17 protein-coding genes are annotated in these 17,981 nt (G+C 67.5%); 4 read left to right on the top strand and 13 right to left on the bottom strand.

All coding sequences use genetic code 11. From position 1 onward, the window contains the following. Window positions 1-327: 327 nt before the first annotated feature. Complete coding sequence (locus tag AVKW3434_RS07580; protein ID WP_284405365.1) at window positions 328-1,074, bottom strand: hypothetical protein; 747 nt, start codon at window positions 1,072-1,074, stop codon at window positions 328-330. A 90-nt stretch (window positions 1,075-1,164) separates the two neighbouring features. Here AVKW3434_RS07580 and AVKW3434_RS07575 point away from each other — a divergent pair, with 90 nt between their 5' ends. Next, window positions 1,165-1,944, top strand: a complete 780-nt coding sequence (locus AVKW3434_RS07575; RefSeq protein ID WP_284405364.1) for a hypothetical protein — start codon at window positions 1,165-1,167, stop codon at window positions 1,942-1,944. A 435-nt stretch (window positions 1,945-2,379) separates the two neighbouring features. Here AVKW3434_RS07575 and AVKW3434_RS07570 read toward each other — a convergent pair whose 3' ends face one another. From AVKW3434_RS07570 to AVKW3434_RS07530, 9 genes are all read right to left on the bottom strand, one after another. After that, complete coding sequence (locus AVKW3434_RS07570; RefSeq protein WP_284405363.1) at window positions 2,380-2,916, bottom strand: hypothetical protein; 537 nt, start codon at window positions 2,914-2,916, stop codon at window positions 2,380-2,382. Continuing rightward, window positions 2,891-3,409, bottom strand: a complete 519-nt coding sequence (locus AVKW3434_RS07565) for a Panacea domain-containing protein (protein WP_284405362.1) — start codon at window positions 3,407-3,409, stop codon at window positions 2,891-2,893. Before AVKW3434_RS07565 ends, AVKW3434_RS07570 begins: the two co-directional genes overlap by 26 nt. Before the next feature lie 121 nt (window positions 3,410-3,530). Further along, window positions 3,531-4,235: a terminase small subunit gene (locus AVKW3434_RS07560; RefSeq protein ID WP_284405361.1), complete on the bottom strand. Its 705-nt coding sequence runs from the start codon at window positions 4,233-4,235 to the stop codon at window positions 3,531-3,533. 109 nt (window positions 4,236-4,344) lie between these two features. Then, entirely contained in the window at window positions 4,345-5,019 is a 675-nt protein-coding gene (locus AVKW3434_RS07555) for a toprim domain-containing protein (protein WP_284405360.1), read from the bottom strand. Between the two features lie 383 nt (window positions 5,020-5,402). Continuing rightward, the gene (locus tag AVKW3434_RS07550; protein WP_284405359.1) at window positions 5,403-6,131 is read right to left on the bottom strand and encodes an IPTL-CTERM sorting domain-containing protein; all 729 of its coding nucleotides are present in this window, start codon (window positions 6,129-6,131) and stop codon (window positions 5,403-5,405) included. A gap of 361 nt (window positions 6,132-6,492) precedes the next feature. Beyond that, window positions 6,493-6,753: a hypothetical protein gene (locus AVKW3434_RS07545; RefSeq protein WP_284405358.1), complete on the bottom strand. Its 261-nt coding sequence runs from the start codon at window positions 6,751-6,753 to the stop codon at window positions 6,493-6,495. A 125-nt stretch (window positions 6,754-6,878) separates the two neighbouring features. Further along, window positions 6,879-7,331, bottom strand: coding sequence for an META domain-containing protein (locus tag AVKW3434_RS07540; RefSeq protein WP_284405357.1), 453 nt, complete (start codon window positions 7,329-7,331; stop codon window positions 6,879-6,881). Window positions 7,332-7,383: 52 nt separating this feature from the next. Next, window positions 7,384-8,898, bottom strand: a complete 1,515-nt coding sequence (locus tag AVKW3434_RS07535) for a lyase family protein (RefSeq protein WP_284405356.1) — start codon at window positions 8,896-8,898, stop codon at window positions 7,384-7,386. Between the two features lie 217 nt (window positions 8,899-9,115). Next, window positions 9,116-9,598 (bottom strand): DUF2127 domain-containing protein, encoded by a 483-nt coding sequence (locus AVKW3434_RS07530; RefSeq protein WP_284405355.1) that lies wholly within the window; start codon window positions 9,596-9,598, stop codon window positions 9,116-9,118. 253 nt (window positions 9,599-9,851) lie between these two features. Between AVKW3434_RS07530 and AVKW3434_RS07525 the strand changes: the two genes are divergently transcribed. The 3 genes from AVKW3434_RS07525 (at window position 9,852) to AVKW3434_RS07515 (ending at window position 14,237) form a co-directional block, all read left to right on the top strand. After that, a complete protein-coding gene (locus tag AVKW3434_RS07525) occupies window positions 9,852-10,226 on the top strand; it encodes a DUF2946 family protein (protein ID WP_284405354.1) in 375 nt (124 codons plus the stop codon). A 187-nt stretch (window positions 10,227-10,413) separates the two neighbouring features. Further along, window positions 10,414-12,681: a TonB-dependent receptor gene (locus AVKW3434_RS07520; protein ID WP_284405353.1), complete on the top strand. Its 2,268-nt coding sequence runs from the start codon at window positions 10,414-10,416 to the stop codon at window positions 12,679-12,681. Window positions 12,682-12,701: 20 nt separating this feature from the next. Further along, on the top strand, window positions 12,702-14,237 hold the full coding sequence (locus tag AVKW3434_RS07515) for a PepSY domain-containing protein (protein ID WP_284405352.1): 1,536 nt from the start codon (window positions 12,702-12,704) through the stop codon (window positions 14,235-14,237). A 153-nt stretch (window positions 14,238-14,390) separates the two neighbouring features. Here AVKW3434_RS07515 and AVKW3434_RS07510 read toward each other — a convergent pair whose 3' ends face one another. From AVKW3434_RS07510 to AVKW3434_RS07500, 3 genes are read right to left on the bottom strand one after another with little or no spacing between them, the layout of a single operon-like run. After that, window positions 14,391-15,791, bottom strand: a complete 1,401-nt coding sequence (locus AVKW3434_RS07510) for a phospholipase D-like domain-containing protein (protein ID WP_284405351.1) — start codon at window positions 15,789-15,791, stop codon at window positions 14,391-14,393. Next, window positions 15,788-17,281: an ATP-binding protein gene (locus AVKW3434_RS07505; protein ID WP_284405350.1), complete on the bottom strand. Its 1,494-nt coding sequence runs from the start codon at window positions 17,279-17,281 to the stop codon at window positions 15,788-15,790. The genes AVKW3434_RS07510 and AVKW3434_RS07505 overlap by 4 nt, the downstream gene beginning before the upstream one ends. Next, window positions 17,278-17,937, bottom strand: a complete 660-nt coding sequence (locus tag AVKW3434_RS07500) for a response regulator transcription factor (protein WP_272565085.1) — start codon at window positions 17,935-17,937, stop codon at window positions 17,278-17,280. The genes AVKW3434_RS07505 and AVKW3434_RS07500 overlap by 4 nt, the downstream gene beginning before the upstream one ends. Window positions 17,938-17,981: the final 44 nt, after the last annotated feature.

Genomic DNA, 17,981 nt, shown 5'->3' with positions numbered 1-17,981 from the left:
GGGCTCTGGCTCTTCGCAAGCCACCGGGATCGGGATGTTGATTTCTTGGACCTTAACTGTAGACGCGCTGGTGCAGCCCCCGAGTGCGGCAACCACGCAAACAGTCAGAAGTTTCGATCTTTCGAAATTTCATTGCATCGCCCTCCCCTTAAGCCAGTCATCGACCCAGGCCCGCGCGCTGGCGCAAGCGTCGCCCGGCACGGCGGCGGGCGCAGCCAGGATTACGTAGGCCTTGGCGTTGTGCACGGCGGCGCGGCCGGCGGCGGCCTGGCGAGACGGGACCACTTTGTGCGACAGTCCACGACTGCGAACGAAATCCGTACGTAGTCAATCCGGCGCAGCGAACCGTCCGGCCTCCAGCGCATCACGCCGCTTGCTCGGCAGGTAGACCCCCTCCTCCGCTTCCCGGATCCGCTTCTGCCGCTTGTTCACGCTCTGCGCCAACTGCATCGCCTGGATTCGGCGGTTGGGGTTCTTCTCGTTGAACTTGGCGATGTCCTCACGGGCGGCCGCCACGCCCTGCTCGTCCGTGGCGCCAGCCTTGGTCGACTGCTCATAGGCCGTGCCCGCGGCATCGCCACCCGCCATGGCAGCACCAGCAGCCGCACCGCCGGCCAAGCCACCGCGCGCCGCATTCAGGCCGGCGATGGATGCCAAGGTGCGCCCACCCTTCACGGCTGCTCCAGGGCCAGCGAAGGAGCCCACCGCCTGCGCAGCCGCCTGCAGGGGGTTGTTGACCACGTAGCGGCCCACTGCGCCCACCTCGTCCACCACGCCACTGGCGTTGGCCACGTCCTGGCGGAAGCGCTGCTTCTCCGCCTTCACGGCATCGCTCTGGTTGGCCTCGCCGGCTTCGACGATGTTCTTGTCGATCCAACCGGAGACCGCATTGCCGGGCCGCACAAAGTTGGCCGCCGCGGACACGCCGCCCGCAGCCGCGTTCGCCGCCTCGATTACGGTGTCGTTTGCGACGGATGCGAGCGTGCGCCTGCGCTTCGGCTGGTCTACATCTGCGAGTTGCCCGCCAAAGCTATCTGTGGTGACGGGAATACCACCGAAGGAATCGTTTTGCATCCCCCCAGTCTTCCGGCGCTCGGGGAAGCGCGCAAACCCTACTGGGGCACCGCGTGCTCCGCCTGCTAGAGTGCAGCGCGGAGGTATTCAATGAACCCAGCATCCCGGATAAATGCAGTCACCGAAGCGTTTTTGCCACTGGCACATGGTGAGCAGCAAGTGGTAGGTTGGAATAAATGGCTCTCTTCCAATGGTGCATCTGTCTCAGAAGACACAGTAATGCTTGCCCTCCGGGGCATTCGTAAGGAAATCAAGATTCTCGAATCGAGATTGAAGAATTTGGGCGTCCCTGAAGAGCTTTTTAAGGACACATTGCATGGACTCAATCAAGCTTTTCAATCTGCGTACTTACACAGGCATTGGGGAGATATCCACTCAAAAGTAACGGCTGCTGACGTACGGGCAAATTTAGCGTGGATGGGATGGGTATTAAATAAACTCGACGAGAACGATATTGACGAGAGCGCAATGACCGCGTTACTCCAAGCCATCGCTGAACAGGATGCTTTCCTTAAAGAAAATGAGTTACCCGATGGATTGAGGGAGCTTCTTGAAAGCCAGATTGAAGAACTTCGAATTGCGCTCATGCTTTACCGAGTCAACGGTGTGCAACCGATCGTTGACGCTGTGAACAAGCAATCTGGAGAAATGAGAAATGCGTCCAAGGAACTTGTTGCAGAGACGACAGCGGCTGGGCCGGAAGCGCAAGGAGCTGTCACTCGTGGGATGGAGTTGATTTCGAAAGCGGCGAAGGTGGCGGACAGCGGTTTAAAGGTAGTGAAGTTTGGGAAAGAACTCTACGAACTTGGAGCCAGTGGGTATGCGATGTTTGGACAGTTGCTTTTGTCGAGTCCGGCTTCAGGCAGCTGACCCTCTTCATCCTTAGAGCCGAGACACTGTGGACCGCCTGCTACAAATTCTGTTTTGGTGCCCGCGCTGCTGGCGGGTCCTCGGGCGCGCGATGTTCACGGTGTGCGGCCTTCTTACTTTGGTGGGCTTGCGTTTGGCGTCCCGTGTTGATCGCATCGAACGCAAGACCGGGGTGCTCGTAGAGCTGGACAAAGCACTTGCCGCAGTGCCGCTACCGATCCCCACAAGCGCTGAGGGAATGGCACTCGCTATCTTCGGCGCTCTTCTTGGAGCTGGGTTGGCAATGGCAGGCAAGTGGGCCGCGCGAGTGCACTGAGAGCGGCGGACGGCAAAAGAATTCTTACTGGGTGAGGCGCCTTCTTACGGTGCGTCAAGGATCGGTGAAATCAGCCCGACGTCGCCGGGTCGAAAAAAGGCCGCTGATCAAAGGAGGCTCTATTTGCCGGTGGGTGGCGCTTCGGATGCTTCTGGAGTCGAACTACTCTTCCTCCGCCCTATCACTGTCTTTGTTTGCGGTTTTAAGGGGCCCAGCACATCGTTCAACGGCAAAAGCGTGTTCCCGCCCTTTGGAAAAAGGAAGTTGGTAACGATCGTGAAAATGCCGAGCACGTTCAATGTCGTACCACCTATCAATGCCAGAAGCACTGCCTTCTCGAGCGCGAATCCGCATATCTTCCACCCTGAGAGCAGCACCACAACTCCCAGCCCAATAAGCCACCAGACAACCAACAGAAAAATCTTGCTGGCATACTTCTTTCGAGACTCGATAATCCCTTCGAACTGCTCGAGTTGCTTTACCTGAAACCGGCGGCGAATTTTTCGCTCATGCTCCTCGTCGGACTCCAGATCAGGAGAATCAAATGTGGCAAGTTCCTTTTGGTAGAGTCGAGCGGTCTCTACCGTATCTGCCGCAGTATCTCCGGCATCCAGAAGCGACAGATCCGGCTCAGGCTGCGGCTTGGCGACTGGCAATGTTTTTGTCCAGTTGATCTTTGTAGTACTCCCTGATCAGAGAGTTCTCAATCGGAATTCCGCGCGCATCGTCCGCATACCCCGCACGAGCCTTCGCCCATGGCGTATCAGGCAAGTGCGTCAAATTGGACAGCTTCATCGCGCTCATGTGACCGTAAACAGTCCAGACACGATCCATGATTTTCCTCGCCCGCTCATCATCTTTAGGCACGAAAGGGACGACAAAATCAAACTCTTCCATGTCGAACTCGGTGGCGATGCTGGAGATTGCGCCACTGCGTTCGTGCTTGAACTCGTGATACACCGATGGCACCACAGGTCCGAATTGCCAAGCCTCGACCTGATCGACGATCAACGGCTCGCTGTAGAACGCCAAGTGCCAACCATGGGCCATGAAGATGAGCTTCTGCAACTTCATCGGCGTCAGACTTGTGTTCTTCGCCTTCGCCAAATCAAGGAAGTAGTTGGCTACTGCCTTTGCGTCATAAGCCATCTCGTCCTCCTTTCATAGCAAATTTCGTCGAGCCGCTTACTGTACACAATTACAGCAACACGCTACAACATATGGGTTTAAATCCATTGAATTCAACTTTAACACCCTGGCTTGACAACAGCTAGCGTGTGTCCTTGATCACGTCGCGCGACAGACCGTCCCCGCAGCACTCGATGCATTCAGGGTTGGGCGGCAGGTGCGGGTTGAAACCGGTACCGCCCTCCTCGTCGAACACCTCGTCCGGCTTGGCCTTCTTGCGCCACAGCTCGAAGTCAGTGTCGCGCTGGACCTGGGTGCGCTGGCGCAGGAAGTTGGTGCCCCAGCAGTGCCAGCAGCAGCCGACTTTGGTCCCGACCAGCTCGCGGGGGTCGGCAAAGGCGATCAGCGCGATCTCCTGCACCACCCTTGCAGCCGTCACCTGGGTGCGATTCTGCAGGGCGGCCTGGCCAGCAGCCACAGCCGATGCGATATGAGGTCTCCTGAGGAGATGGTAAGACTGCTCCGCTACCGTCTTCGGGCTGTACCCAGCTCGGATGGCGGCCTGCGTGCCATTCAGATCCACCAGGTATTCGTCGACGAAGCGCTGCTGGCGCGTGGTGAGCGCCGCGCTGCTCTGCCCCTCTCCGGCATCTTCATCCGGCGGAGTCTCGACAACGGGCGCGACTTCGGGCCGTGTTTTCTTTTTCACAGGGACCAAACCGGGCTTCTTCTCAGGCCTGGTCCATCCCTTGGCTTTCGCGTGCTTCTGCACTGCCGTGTGCGAGATGCCGTGTGCGGTGCCGATATCTCGTGCTGACTGCCGGGTGGTGCAGAACGCGATGGCCACTGCGCCCCAGTCCACAGGGGATGAGGTAGTGGGAGGCCTGCCGAAAGGTTTACGCTGCTTTGTTTCCACACACCGGATGATTCCGGCGCTGGGCGGAAACTGGAAAACCCTATGCGGGGGCCGTATCAGGCGAAGAACTTGCCTTCGGCCGCGAACCCCTGGGGCTTAGGCATCGGCATTTCAGCGAGGCGGCCAGCATCGGCACGTCGCACATAGCGTTCGAAAATGCCACGGTTGCCGCGTCCTTGAAGAAACGCACCAGTTCGCCTTTCCAACCAGCCGGATGCAAAGGTTGAGCCTGCTGGATCAACTCCTCGAAATCAGCATGCTCGGCGCCCTTCAGCAAGAACTCGTTGGCATCCTTGCTGCCGTCAACGAAGCGCACGCGTCTGCAGCGGTCGGGGCCCAAACGCTGGATGACTTCTCGCGCGCCCTTCTCGCCGGCCTCGTCGCAGTCGAAGAAGACCAGGATGTCGCTGAATCGTTCCAATCGCTCCCAGTCACTCTCGATCCACTGGTGGTTACCTGCTCCGGCATTCACCGACAAAGCCGGGATGCCGACCTGGTGCAGGCTCATGGCGTCGAGCTCGCCTTCGGCAATGGCGATGGTTCGCTGCCTGGGGTCGATCAGATGCCAGCCGAACAGGCAGGGCATGGCGCCAGCCTCCTGACGCTTGTCTTTCTTGTTGTCGATGTTGCGAGCCTTGCCGTTGAGGTATTCATCAGAAGGCGCAAGCCGAGGCAGATGCGGCGGCGCCCATTCAAAGCCACGCCCTGCCAGCACCACAGCCCTCCCAGCCCAACAACAGCACATGCTCTGCGCTGGAAGAGCGGGTCAAGATGCTGGACAGCATGGGGCGGGCCGGCAGCCGGTACTACGACCTGGACTGGGTGAGGCGGGAGCGCAAGGATGCCAGGGATCAGCAGCACAGGCTCCGTTGCTGAGACGGGGTGCGCCATCGCCGAATTGACCGCGTGACGAGCGACCTCACACGAGGCACCGGACTATCGTGGGAAGCCTTTGCACAAGCCTGTCGTTGAGCGCGCGCCCAGTTCGAACAAGCTGTTCATGTCATGCGTGCGCTGGCATTTCAATGGCGCCATGACGCTGCGTTGCCACCAAGGCGCCAGTGCAATGGCTCCCTCGGCACCAGACACGCAATCAGCTCAGGCAGACCGCCGCCGATGCCATGCCAGCAACCCCAGCAAGGCCGTCAGCATCGCCAAGCCGAAGTGCGACAGCGTGGGAATGGCGGCGGCACTCGCCGGCGCCGCGGCGATCACCGCCGGCCCGCCCGGATCGGAGATCGTGCCCACGGCCGGATCGGCGTCGCCGGGGCCGTTGTCCTCGATATCGAAGGTCACCGTGTCCCCATTGATCTGGGCGCCCGGCCATTCGAACCACTCCGACTGCGCCGCGCCCGCCGTGCGCGGGCCGTACTTCATGAAGCGGCTGCCCGCTGCCAGCGCCTGCGGGTACTTCAACGTCACCGTGACCTTGCCCGCGCAGGTGGTGGCCACGAAGCGGAAGACGCCTTGGGGAAACTGCGCGCTCGCGGGGCGGCTGGATGGCACCTCGAACGCGGTCTGCGCGGTGTCGAACGTGCAGCCGCTGACGCCTGCCAGCGAAGCGGTGATCTGACCGGTGCCCGAGGGCGACGCACCGGTGAACGCATCCTCGACGCCTGAAACGCGCACCACCAGATGCAGGGTCGATTCCTTCTGGATGTTGTAGTCCGAGAGGGTTCGGCCGTCTTCCAGTTGCTTGCCCGCGAAGATCAGCCGCTGCTGCTCGGGCGCAATGCCTTCCTGGTCCTGGATCTTGGCCTTCACGTTCTCAATCGAGTCGCTGGGCTCAACGTCCAGAGCGATGGTCCTTCCGGAGACGGTTTTCACGAAGATCTGCATGGCCCACGCGCCCTGCGAGAGGGCGGCGAGCGCAATGAAGAGGGCCCATCGGGCAGCACATCTCCGAATATCCAGAAAGGGGGGAACAGGCGGGGAGAACGCAAAAACCATGGATCAACTGGCAGCAGGTCGAAAAAGACCCGGGATCATGCGTTTCTGACGGGTTTCTTACAAGCGTTCCGGCCCTGGATCTGCGGAAAGTCGCGTTTTTAGGGGGCTTGCGCCAGCCATCCCTCGATCACCTGGGGCAGACCGCCGACGGTGAGCGGACGCAGCGCATGGCGGCGAGCCGGAGTTTCCAGGGACGGTCGGTTCAAGGCATGCGGGGCCAGCGCCCGCAAACCGCGTCTCAGCGGCTGAGCATCGCCACGACCGCGACGATGCCGAGCACCACCACCGCCACCGCCCGCGCGGCCCAGCCGCCCAGGCTGGCGGCGGTCATCCCGGCAATGCCGGCTTTTACGGTACCGGCGTGGCGGCCCTCGTGGGTGCCGGATTCAAAGGCAGAGCGCCTGCTGATGGCGGGTGCCTGCGGATGGCCGCAGCCGGGGCAAGCGGTCGCCTGATCGGAAATCTGCCGGTTGCATTCGGGGCATGGAACGAGTGCCATGGGTTTTCTTCTCCTGGTGCATGGATGGAACGATGGCCACAACCTACCTGTGACCGTCGCACCATAGCCCGGCCCTTGTGCGCGACTGTTTCGAAATGCGTCGAAGCCGCGCGGCACTGACCGCGTTACGGCCAGCCTTGCAGCTCCCAACGGCTGCCATCGGCAAAAGACAGCCTGAGTCTCAAGGTGCCACCGGCTGCGGTGTACAGGCTGTATCGGCGAATTTGCGACAACTGCCGATGGGCCCAGGCCTCCATCTGCATCAGTGGCTGATCGCCGCACGCAGCCATCGTCTGGAAAACTGGCTCGGCACGAATGCCGCCATCTTCGGCCCACCACCGGTATCGGAATGTCGACCCGTTGCACACGCGCAGGCCGAAAAGCCCGGCACCTGGAAAGCTCAACCGCACCGATGGGCCGGAATTGCCCATGCCGGTCTTTGGCCAATCGTGTCGCTCTGTGCCATCAGGGCCGAAGATCGAGACCAGGCCCCATTCAGCGGTACCCAGCGTGCCGAGGTAGAAGTTTTCGCGAGCTGGCTCTGCCTCCCGCTGAGGGGGCTGCTGTGGCGAGGCCATCGCGCCACTCGCTATCAGAGCGAGCGCGGCGCCAGCGATGAGCGCGAGCACCTTAGCGGGCACCGCCCAACTTCTCGAAATCCGCATCCAGCCGCGCCAGCGACGCCGCGATCTGCGCGCGCCGGGCCTTGATCCAGCCGTCCTGCTCGGCCACGCGCTGGGTGGCCTGGCGCAGCATGCGGTCCATTTCGGCGGGCTGCGGGCCGCCGGCGGTCTGGCGGTTCCTGACGATCGCCACGGGGTCGAGCGTGGAACGGAACTCGGCCTCGGACAGGGGCAGCACCTGTGCGAACTCCGTTCCCTTCACCGTATCGGCGTAGATGCGTTGCGCCTGCGCATACGGAAACGCGAGAGGCTTGATGTCCTTGGCCTTGGCATATTCCACGACCTCCGAGGCGAAATGGTGGCCGACGCGGAAGGGCAGCTTGTATTGGCGCATCAGCACGTCGGCCAGTTCCTGCGAGGCGGTCCAGTCGCTGTTGAGCTCCTCCAGCGCACGCTGGGGATCGATCACCAGGTTGTTGAGGATACGCGTCCAATTGTTCAGTACGCCGACCGCCGCCTGCACCATCGCGGCGTTGGTGCGGACCTCCTTGGGGTCGCTCATGCCGGGGGGGATGTTGTGCGCCTGGAGTGCGGGGCCCATGCCCAGGTTGAGCGCGGTGGAAGCGTCGCGGCGGGTGCTGTTGAGCAGGCCGGGATTGCGCTTTTGCGGCATGGCGCTGGAGACATACGTGTTGCCGCCGCCTTCCTGCAGCAGGATCCAGGGGCGGGGCTGGGCGTATTGGGTCATCACGTCTTCGATGAAGCTGCCGGCATGCAGGGCGATGGCCATGACGATGGCGCCGGCCTCCACGGGCTGGTCCACCGCGGAGATCTGCGCGGCGTCGTACGCGTTGTCCACCGTGGCGGAAAAGCCCAGGTAGTCCGCCATGCGCTGGCGGTTCAATGGCCAGCTGGTGCCGTTGAGCACCGTGGTGCCCATGGGTGAGCGGTCCATGCGGGCATAGGCTTCGCGGATGCGCTGGGCGTCGCGCTCCAGCCCGGCGGCGATGCCCAGCAGATAGTGGCCGTAGCTGTTGGGCTGGGCGGCCACGCCGTTGGTGTAGTTGGGCACCACGGTGGCCCGGTGCTTGCCGGCGAGTTCGATCAGGGTGGCGGTGGTTTGGCTGAGCGCCTCGGCCAGGTGGAGCATTTCATCGCGCAGGATGGCGGACCGCGCGGTGGCCAGCATGTCCTGGCTCGATCGGCCGGCGTGCAGCAGCGTGATCTGGGGGCCGGCGGCTTCGATCAGCAACGGCTCGAAGGTGATGACCAATGAGGGCCGCTTGCCACCCGGCTTGTCGCCGTTGGCCAGCACCTGGGTGATGCCTTTGTAGACGAGCGGCGACAGCGATTTGTCGAGCAGGCCTTCGTCGGTGTTGATGACGGCAGTAGCCTTGTTGATCTCGCCGAGCCAGAAGAAATCGTCGTGCTTTTTGGCGGGGGTCTGGGCGCCCGCGTGTGGCACGAGGGCCGCCAGGGAAAGGGCGGCGGCGATGGCGAGTCGGGTGGGTTTCATGGGCATGGCCTGTTGTCTCTGTAATGGGTTCGTTCCACCGGCGCAGGCGGCCGTGGCGATGATGGACGCGCCGGGTACGTGCTCAATACACGCCGTAGCGGTACGCAAAGTACAGGGCGGCGAGGGTGCCGACGACGGCGAGGACGGTCATTGCTTTGCGCATGGGAACTCCGCGGGGAAAAGGCCATGGTAGCCGCCCCGGCGCCGCCGCCCGCCTTCGGCGTCAGCGGCCGTGCAGGCCCTGCGGCGCACCGCCCGGCCGCGCAGCGCGCCGCTGCAGCAGCGCCCGCACCATCACCCCCACCACCAGCGCGTTGACCAGGAAAATGCCCGCGTGCAGCGCATTGCTGTGGTGCAGGAAGCCGATGAACTCGAACGGCAGGTAGATCGCCCCGCTGCCCGCGGCCAGCACCTCGGCCCAGGGGCGTTCCTTGAACAGGCCGTACGCCTCCACCAGCCGCAGCGCGGCATACGCGGCAGCGCCCAGGGCGAGCAGCATGAGCCGGGAGTCCTGCACGTTGCGGGCCGCATCCAGAAAAATCTGCGGGTACCTCGCCGCGGGGTTGAGGTGCGCATGCTCGATGAGCTTCACCGCGATGGCGTAGATGTCCCGGTGTGCCAGTGACAGCAGCCCCGTGGCTGCGGCCAGGACGAGCAGGCCCTTGAAAGCTTCGAGGAACGCGACGAGACGGACGGCCTGGTTCATGGAAAACGCCTCCCACGCGAACGGCGTGGATGGATAGGATGGATGAAGGTGAACGGATGACGAAGGGTGGACGGGCGCCAGGCCGATTGTCGGCCCTGCCGGCACGCGCGCCGCCGACCCCACCGCGCAGCCGGGGCCCCGGCCTACAATCCAGCGGCCCGACCCGACGATCCGATGGCGCCGCTCCACGGATGCGGATCTGAGCCAAAAAGGCCTCCAGCGCAATCAACCTCCCGGCATAGTGCTATCAAAAATGAAGCAACCGACTTCCATCGCCCTGCTGCGCGCGCTGCGCCGTTGGGTGTTGATGGGCTTCATGGCGGCGATGGCGGTGGCCACGGCCTCGCCGCTGTTGCATGCGCGGGCGATGGAGTGGGTCTGCTCCACGTCCGGTATGGTCAAGGTCTATGTGCAGACCGACGACGGGCCGGTGGAGATGGGGCAGACGGCCATGGACTGCCCCCTGTGCATTCCCCACGGCGCGCCGCCCCCGGTGGTGGCGGTGCAAACCCTGCCGCAGCCGCTGCCGCTCGGGCATGCCATGCAGGCCATTGCGGCGGCGCGCATCGCAGCCGCCACGGCCGCGCCATTGCCTGCGCGCGGCCCCCCGGTCTTTCAGCACGCCTGAGCCTCGCCGGCTCCCTGCGTTCGCCGCAGCGCGGCCATCCGCCCGTGGGTGGGTGACTGCCGCCCCGCGCGAACGCATTTCCCCTCCCCTTTGCTGATCCGGCCCGCCGGGCGCACTGCCGTACCGCCGCCACTGCGCGGCGGGCGGCGCGCGCCGGGCGCGGGCGATCCGCGTGCTGATCGATGCCATGACCACGACTTCCCTTTTTTCCTCCGCCCTGCCCGTGCCACCGCTGCAGCCGCAGCCGATTTCGGCCCGAACACCGCGCAAGGCACGCTCGCCGCTGGCCCACGCGGTGCTGGCAGCGCTGGCCGGCTTCGGGCCCGCCGCCGCCCCGGCGCAGGACGCGCCCCTGTCGTCCGTGCCCACGCTGGCGCCGGTGACCGTCTCGGGCACGCCGGCCGAGCCCCTGGGCCGGCTGAACCTGGATACCCCCGCCGAGACCGGCAGCCGCCTGGGCCTCACGCCGCGCGAGACGCCCGCCTCGGTCACCGTGGTGGACCGCGCCACCATCGAAGCCCGTGGCGCGCAGGACACGCAGGAGATCCTGCGGGCGATCCCCGGCGTGACCGCGCACAACGCGCCGGGCTCGATGGCGGCCAGCTACCGGGGCTTCAGCAACAACTCGGTCACGCAGCTGTACAACGGCATCACGGTGCAGTACGGCAGCGCCACGCGCGCGGTGGACAGCTGGATCTACGACCGGGTGGAGGCCGTCGGTGGCGCGTCGAGCTTCCTGTACGGCGCGGGGGCCGTGGGCGGCTCGCTCAACTACATCACCAAGACGCCCGACCGCAGCGGCGACTTCGCGGAAGGCCGGCTGCGCGCGGGCTCGTATGGGCTCAAGGAAGCCTCGGCGGGCCTCAACCGCCGCATCGCGGGGCCGCAGGACGGCGGCGCAGGTCCGAGCCACTTCGCGCGCATCGACGTGAACCACCGCGACGCCGGCAGCTGGACCACGGGCACGCAGACCCGGTCCACGCAGCTGGCCGCATCGCTGCTGTCCGACCTGGGCGGCGGCTTCACGCACCTCCTGGCGTACGAGTACCAGAAGGACGCGGTGGACCGCCCCTACTGGGGCACGCCGGTGCTCAACCCCGCCGTGGGCGCGCTGCGCATCGATCCCGGGACGCGCTTTGCCAACTACAACAGCAGCGACGGCATGTACGCCCACCGCGTGCAGTGGCTGCGCTCGGTGGCGCAGTGGCGCGTGTCCGACGTTCTGCAGTGGCGCAACACGCTCTATGCCTACGACGCGCTGCGCGACTACCGCAACGTGGAGACCTACCAGTTCAACGCGGCCAACACCCTGGTCTCGCGCGGCAGCGCTTATTTGCAGCGGCACGACCAGCAGCTGGTGGGCAACCGCACCGAGGCCACCTGGCACGGCACGCTGGCGGGCCGGGCGAGCGACTGGGCCTTCGGCCTGGACGTGAGCGTGAACCGGCAGACGCGCTTTCCCAACAGCCTGGCCGGCATGGTGAGCACGGTGGACCCGTACCGCTTCACGACCGAGCGGTTCTTCGACATTCCCGGCATGGCCCCCGGCTTTCGCGCCGACCGCGACAACCGCGTGCAGACCACCGCGGTGTTCGTGGAGAACCGCACGGCCCTGGTGCCCGGCGTGAACCTGGTGACGGCGCTGCGGCAGGAGCGCATCGCGCTGGACCTGACCAACCGCCGCGCCGTCACCGCCACCAGCCCCGCCACGTTCGAGCGCAGCTACACGCCCACCACCGGCCGCCTGGGCGTGGTGTGGGACGTGGCCCCCGGCGCCAACGTGTACGCCCAGTACGCCACAGCGAGCGACCCGCCGTCGGGCTCGCTGTCCACGGCCTCGTTCGCCGACGTGGCCAACAACAGCGCGCTCACCACGGGCCGGCAGCTGGAAGCGGGCGCCAAGTTCGACTTCTGGGGCGGGCGGGGCACGGCCACGGTGGCGGCGTTCCAGATCACGCGGCGCAACATCGCCTCGCAGGACCCCAACAACCCCGCGTTCACCGTGCTGGTGGGCGAGCAGTCGTCGCGCGGCGCAGAGGTCGCCGTGGGCCTGCGCCTGACCGACCGATGGCAGTTGCAGGCCAACGCGATGCGCACCCGCGCCCGCTACGAGCAGTTCGTGCAGGGCGGCGTGTCGCTGGCCGGCCGCACGCCCATCAACACGCCCGAGAGCGTGGCCAACCTGTGGCTGGGCTACGCGGTCACGCCCGCGCTGCAGGCCACGGCGGGGGCGCGGCGCGTAGGGCGTATCTATGCGGACGCGGCCAACACGCAGTATTGGCCCTCGTACACGCTGCTGGACCTGGGGTTGTCGTGGAAGCTCTCGCCCACCGCCACGCTCTCGGGCCACCTGCGCAACGCCACCGACCGCATCGATGCGGCCGAAGCGCGCAGCGCGCAGGTGTACCTGGGCGCACCGCGCACGGTGGACGTGTCGCTGCAGGTGGCGTTCTGACCGCCGACGGGAAACGCACCATGGACTGGACCCGCCCTGTGCGCGCCAAGCGCTGGCTGTTTCTCACCCACCGCTGGCTGGGGGTGCTGCTGTGCGGCTTCTTCGCGATGTGGTTCATCTCCGGCATCGTGATGATGTACGTGGGCTACCCCCAGCTCACCGAGGCCGAGCGGACCGCCCACCTGCCGCCGCTGGGCGACGGCGCGGGCCTGCGGGAGCCCGACGCCGCGCTGGCGCCCGCCGGCCTGGCGCTGGTGCCACTGGCCGAACTGCGCCTGGCGGTGGCCAGCGGCGGGCGCGCGGTGTACCTGGTCCGGCCCGAAGGGGCGCCGCCCCGCTCGCCCGCCACGGTGATCGACGCGGCGACGGGCGAGGTGCTGCGCGCGGTGGATGCGCCACGCGCGCTGGCCAGCGCCGCGGCCTGGGCCGGCCCCGGCGTGGCCGCGGACTACGAGGGCACGCTGCAGGAAGATGCGTTCACCCATTCGCGCGGGCTGGACATGCACCGGCCGCTGCACCGCGTGCGGCTGCACGATGCGGACGGCACCGTGCTCTACGTGTCCGGCACCACGGGCGAGGTGGTGCGCGATGCGCCGCGCACCGAGCGCCTGTGGGGCTACGTGGGCACGTGGATCCACTGGCTCTACCCGCTGCGCGGCAACGCGCTGCAGCCCTACTGGAGCGCCACGGTGAACACGCTCGCCGTGGCCGGCACGCTGGCGGCGCTGGCCGGCACCGTCGTGGGCCTGCAGCGCTGGCGCTTTCGCGGGCGCTACCGCAGCGGCGCGCGCACGCCCTACCCCACGCCCGCGATGCGCTGGCACCATGCGCTGGGACTGGTGTTTTCGGCGGCGACCATCGCGTGGATCTTCAGCGGCTTCATGTCGATGAACCCGTGGAAGCTGTTCGACAGCGGCGCGCCGCCGCTGAATCCGGCGGCCCTGCAGGGCGGGCCGCTGGCCATGGGCCCGCCGCAGGGCCCGCACCCGCCCACGGCCTCGCTGGCCGCGCTGCTAGCCCAGTCTGGCGGCGCCACGCGCGAACTGCGCTGGGTGCGCGCCACGGGCCGCACGCTGGTGCTGGCACAGCCCGCCCAAGGCGCGCCCGAGGTGCTCGATGCCGCCACGGCCGCGCCCACCGCCATCGACGCCGCCTCGCTGCGCGAGGCCATCGCCCGCCTGGTGGCTGCGCCCCTGGTGCGCGTGGACACGCTGGCGCACTACGACCTGTACTACTACGCCCGCGCGCCCCACACCATGACGGGTGCGCCCGCCAAACCCCTGCCGGTGCTGCGCGCGGTGTTCGCCGACGAACACGCCACCTGGGTGCACGTGGACCCGCTCACCGGCGCCGTGCTGGGCCGCCTGGACGGCCACCGCCGCGCCAGCCGCTGGCTTTTCGCCATGCTGCACAGCTGGGACTGGGTGCCGCTGCTGGAGCGGCGCCCGCTGTGGGACGCGGTGATGCTGGTGCTGGGCCTGGGGGGCGCGGCGTTGAGCACCACGGGCATGGTGATCGGCTGGCGGCGGCTGCGGCGCAAGGCGGGCCGGGCGTGAGCTCGGGCCCGGCCCGCCTTGCGCCCGCACGCGCTCACCGGGCGGTTTCGATATAAAAACCGCCTCATGCCCTAGTACTTATTGCCGATAAAGCTATAAAAACAATAGCAAAACACCGCTGCGCGGGAGCCCCGCGCCGGGCGAACGGCCGTCCTACAGCTGAAAGCCCACCGCCCGCACCACGCCCTCGCCGATGTCGCGTGGCCAGGACGGGCGCCGGGGCACATAGGGCCGCGCCAGGGCGATCTGGCGCGCGCACCAGTCCGAGAGCCACTGCACCTCGGCCGGGCCGTAGAAGGCCGTCATCGCCTCGTAGTTGAGGAACAGGCTGCGCGCGTCGAGGTTGAGCGAGCCGGACAGGGCCAGGTCGTCGTCGATCAGCACGGCCTTGGCATGCACCATGCCCGGTGCCAGCCACACCTCGGCGCCGGCCAGGCCCAGCTCGCGCAGAGCGCGTTCGCGGGCCCAGTCGGCCAGGCGGTGGTTGGACCGCCAGGGCACCAGCAGGCTCACGCGCACGCCGCGGCGGCAGGCCATGCACCAGGCGTCCAGCAGCGCATCGTCGGGCACGAAATACGGTGTCACGGCCACGATGCGCTCCTGCGCGTGGTAGGCGCCGGCCAGCAGCAGGGCATGCACGGTGTCGTCGGCGTGGTCCGGCCCGCTGGGCACCCACTGGGCCAACGGGCCATCGGGCGGGCCCGGCGGCAGCGGCTGGGGCAGCGCGGCGCGCACCAGGCGGCCGCTGGCGGTGCTCCAGTCGGCCTCGAACTGCGCGGCGGCCTGCAGGGCGAGGGGGCCGTGCACCTCGTAGCTCAGGTCGATCCAGGCCGGGTGGCCGGGCTGGTCGAGGAAGTATTCGCAGGCCAGGTTGCGCCCGCCGCTCCACAGCCGCTCGCCGTCGGCCACCACCAGCTTGCGGTGGTTGCGCAAGTTGGTGCGCCCACGCATCGGGTTGTGCAGCATGGGCATGAAGCGGCGCACCTGCACGCCCTGCGCCTGCAGCGTTTTCACCAGCGCGCCGGGCGTGGCCAGGCTGCCCACCGCGTCCAGCAGCAGCCGCACGGCGACACCGCGCTGCGCGCATTCGCCCAGGGCCCGTGCGACCTGCCGGCCCACCGGGTCGTCGCCGAAGACGAAGGTGCACACGTCCAGCCGGTGCCCCGCCGAGGCGATGGTCGCCAGCAGCGTGCGCAGGGCCTGCGTGCCGTCGGCGTGCAGCAAGACGCGCGCGTTGCGCACGGCCGGCTCCAGCTCCATGCTGGCCAGCAGCCGCGCGGCCCAGGGCGGGCCGGCGGGCTGCGCGGCGGCCGCGGCGGTCTCCTGCTGCGCCTTGCGCGGGCGGCGCAGGGGCCGCGCGAACTTGCGGGCGCCGAACAGCACGAACAGCGGCACCGCCACGTACGGAAAGGCCACGATGGCCAGCACCCAGGCCACCGCCGCGGAGGGGTGGCGCCGCTGGCGCCCGATGCGCGTGCCCATCACGTAGATCAGCAGGCCCACCGCCACGAAGACCGCGTGGCCCAGACCCGAGAGGACGGCGAAGCCGGTCAAGCGCCATCCCCGGCCGATGGCGCCTGCGAGGCCGGCGCGGAGGGTGCCGCCCCCGCCAGCGCATCGAACCGCACCGACACCCGCAAGCCCCCCAGGCGCGGCGAGCCCTCCAAGGCGACCTGCGCCTGGTGCATGCGCGCGATCGACTGCACGATCGCCAGCCCCAGACCGCTGCCCGGCACCTGCGCGCCGCCCTCGGCCGCCTGCGGCGCGCGGTAGAACCGGCCCAGCACGCGTTCGCGGTCGCCTTCGCCGATGCCCGGACCACTGTCGTCCACGACCAGGGTGACGGCGCCGCCCGGCTCCGCGCCGTTCGCGGGCGCATCGGCGATCACATGCACGTCCACCACGCCGCCGTCGGGCGTGTACTTGACCGCGTTGTCCACCAGGTTGCGCAGCAGGATGCGCAGGGCCTCGGCATGGCCCGCAATAGAGGTGGCATCCGCCCGGGCCAGGCCCAGGTCGATGCCGCGCTGCTGCGCGGCGGGCGCCGCATCGGCCACGGCCTGCAGCGCCAGGTCGGCCAGCACCACGGGCTGCGCGGGGGCCCCGGCGGCCACGCTGGATTCCTGCCGCGCCAGGGCCAGCAGCTGCTCGACCAGCCGCGTGGCCCGGTCGATGCCGGCCGACAGGCGGGCCACGGCCACGCCCCGCGCCTCGGCATCGGGTGCGCGCAGCAGCCCTTGTGCCTGCAGCTTGAGCGCGGCCAGGGGCGAGCGCAGCTCGTGCGCCGCATCGGCCACGAAGTGCTGCTGCGCCTCGAAAGCCCGCTGCACCCGCGCGAACAGCAGGTTCAGCTCGTCCACCAGCGGCTGCACCTCGGCGGGCAGCGCATCGCCGTCGACGGGCGACAGGTCGTCCGCCTGGCGCTGCGCCACCTCGCGGCGCACGCGCTCCACCGGCGCGAGCGAGCCGCTCACCACCCACCACACGGCCAGCGCCAGCAGCGGCGCCATGAGCGCGATGGGCCCGGCCGTGCGCAGGGCCAGGTCGCGCGCCATCGCCTTGCGCACGGCCATGTCCTGCGCCACCTGAATGACCTGGGAGCGCGTCTGCACCGAAAACACGCGGTAGGTGGTGCCGTGCGCCTTCACCTTGGAAAAGCCCAGCACCGCGCGCTGCGGCAGGGCAGCGCCCACGGCGGACTCGAACACGCGCAAGCCTTCGGCCGACCAGACCTGCACGACGAACTCGTAGTTCTCATCGTCGTGCACCAGCGGCCCGGGCGCGTTGGCCGGCACCTCCGGCAGGCCGGGCCGCAGGGCCATCGCCATCTGCTCCATGTGGTAGTCGAATATCTCGTCGGCCTCGGACAGCGCCGAGCGGTACGACAAAAGGATCTGCAGCAGCGCCGTGCACACGATCGCCGCCAGCAGGAACCACAGCAGCCGCGCGCGCAGCGAATGCGCCGGTGCGCCCGCGCGCGGCGCCGGCCCGCCGGGGCCCGGGGGCTGGCTGTGGGGCGGGTCCTGGGCGGCGGGCGGCATCATGCCTTGGGCACCATGTAGCCCACGCCGCGCACGTTCAGCACCAGTTCGGCGCCCAGCTTCTTGCGCAGGCCGTGCACATACACCTCCACGGCGTTGCTGCTGATCTCGTCCTTCCAGCCGTAGAGCTTTTCTTCGAGCTGGGTGCGCGACAGCACCATGCCCGGGCGCGCCAGCAGCGGCTCCAGCACCGCCCATTCGCGCGCCGACAGCACCACGGGCGCGCCGTTCACCGTCACCTCGCGCGTGGCCGGCAAAATCCGCACGCCCTTGTGCTCGTAGGCCGGCTCGGCCCGCCCGGCCGCGCGCCGCGTGAGGGCGCGGATGCGGGCCAGCAGTTCATCGAGTTCGTAGGGCTTGAGCACGTAGTCGTCGGCGCCGGCGTCCAGCCCCTCCACGCGCTGGGCCAGCGCATCGCGCGCGGTGGCCACCAGCACCGGCGTGCGGTCCTTGCGCGCGCGCAGGTCGCGCAGCACCGCCAGGCCGTCGCGCCGGGGCAGGCCCAGGTCCAGCAGCACGAGGTCGTAGGTCTGCGTGCGCAGGGCGGTGTCGGCCATCTCGCCGTCGCGCACCCAGTCCACCGCGTAATGCTCGGCGCGCAGCAGATCGTGCACGGCCTCTCCGATCATGGTGTCGTCTTCCACGAGCAGCAGGCGCATGGGGCGGCCCTCCTCTTCTTTTCAGGTCTCAAACGCCACCGCGC

The sequence above is a fragment of the Acidovorax sp. SUPP3434 genome, from assembly GCF_030159015.1.
Classification (GTDB): domain Bacteria; phylum Pseudomonadota; class Gammaproteobacteria; order Burkholderiales; family Burkholderiaceae_C; genus Paracidovorax.
This window is presented reverse-complemented; position numbering and strand designations above follow the sequence as displayed.

Coding starts and splice junctions, on each gene's coding strand:
- AVKW3434_RS07580 (WP_284405365.1), bottom strand. CDS start 1,074: ATGCAAAACGATTCCTTCGGTGGTATTCCCGTCACCACAGATAGCTTT.
- AVKW3434_RS07575 (WP_284405364.1), top strand. CDS start 1,165: ATGAACCCAGCATCCCGGATAAATGCAGTCACCGAAGCGTTTTTGCCA.
- AVKW3434_RS07565 (WP_284405362.1), bottom strand. CDS start 3,409: ATGGCTTATGACGCAAAGGCAGTAGCCAACTACTTCCTTGATTTGGCG.
- AVKW3434_RS07545 (WP_284405358.1), bottom strand. CDS start 6,753: ATGGCACTCGTTCCATGCCCCGAATGCAACCGGCAGATTTCCGATCAG.
- AVKW3434_RS07540 (WP_284405357.1), bottom strand. CDS start 7,331: ATGGCCTCGCCACAGCAGCCCCCTCAGCGGGAGGCAGAGCCAGCTCGC.
- AVKW3434_RS07535 (WP_284405356.1), bottom strand. CDS start 8,898: ATGCCCATGAAACCCACCCGACTCGCCATCGCCGCCGCCCTTTCCCTG.
- AVKW3434_RS07530 (WP_284405355.1), bottom strand. CDS start 9,598: ATGAACCAGGCCGTCCGTCTCGTCGCGTTCCTCGAAGCTTTCAAGGGC.
- AVKW3434_RS07525 (WP_284405354.1), top strand. CDS start 9,852: ATGAAGCAACCGACTTCCATCGCCCTGCTGCGCGCGCTGCGCCGTTGG.
- AVKW3434_RS07520 (WP_284405353.1), top strand. CDS start 10,414: ATGACCACGACTTCCCTTTTTTCCTCCGCCCTGCCCGTGCCACCGCTG.
- AVKW3434_RS07515 (WP_284405352.1), top strand. CDS start 12,702: ATGGACTGGACCCGCCCTGTGCGCGCCAAGCGCTGGCTGTTTCTCACC.
- AVKW3434_RS07505 (WP_284405350.1), bottom strand. CDS start 17,281: ATGATGCCGCCCGCCGCCCAGGACCCGCCCCACAGCCAGCCCCCGGGC.
- AVKW3434_RS07500 (WP_272565085.1), bottom strand. CDS start 17,937: ATGCGCCTGCTGCTCGTGGAAGACGACACCATGATCGGAGAGGCCGTG.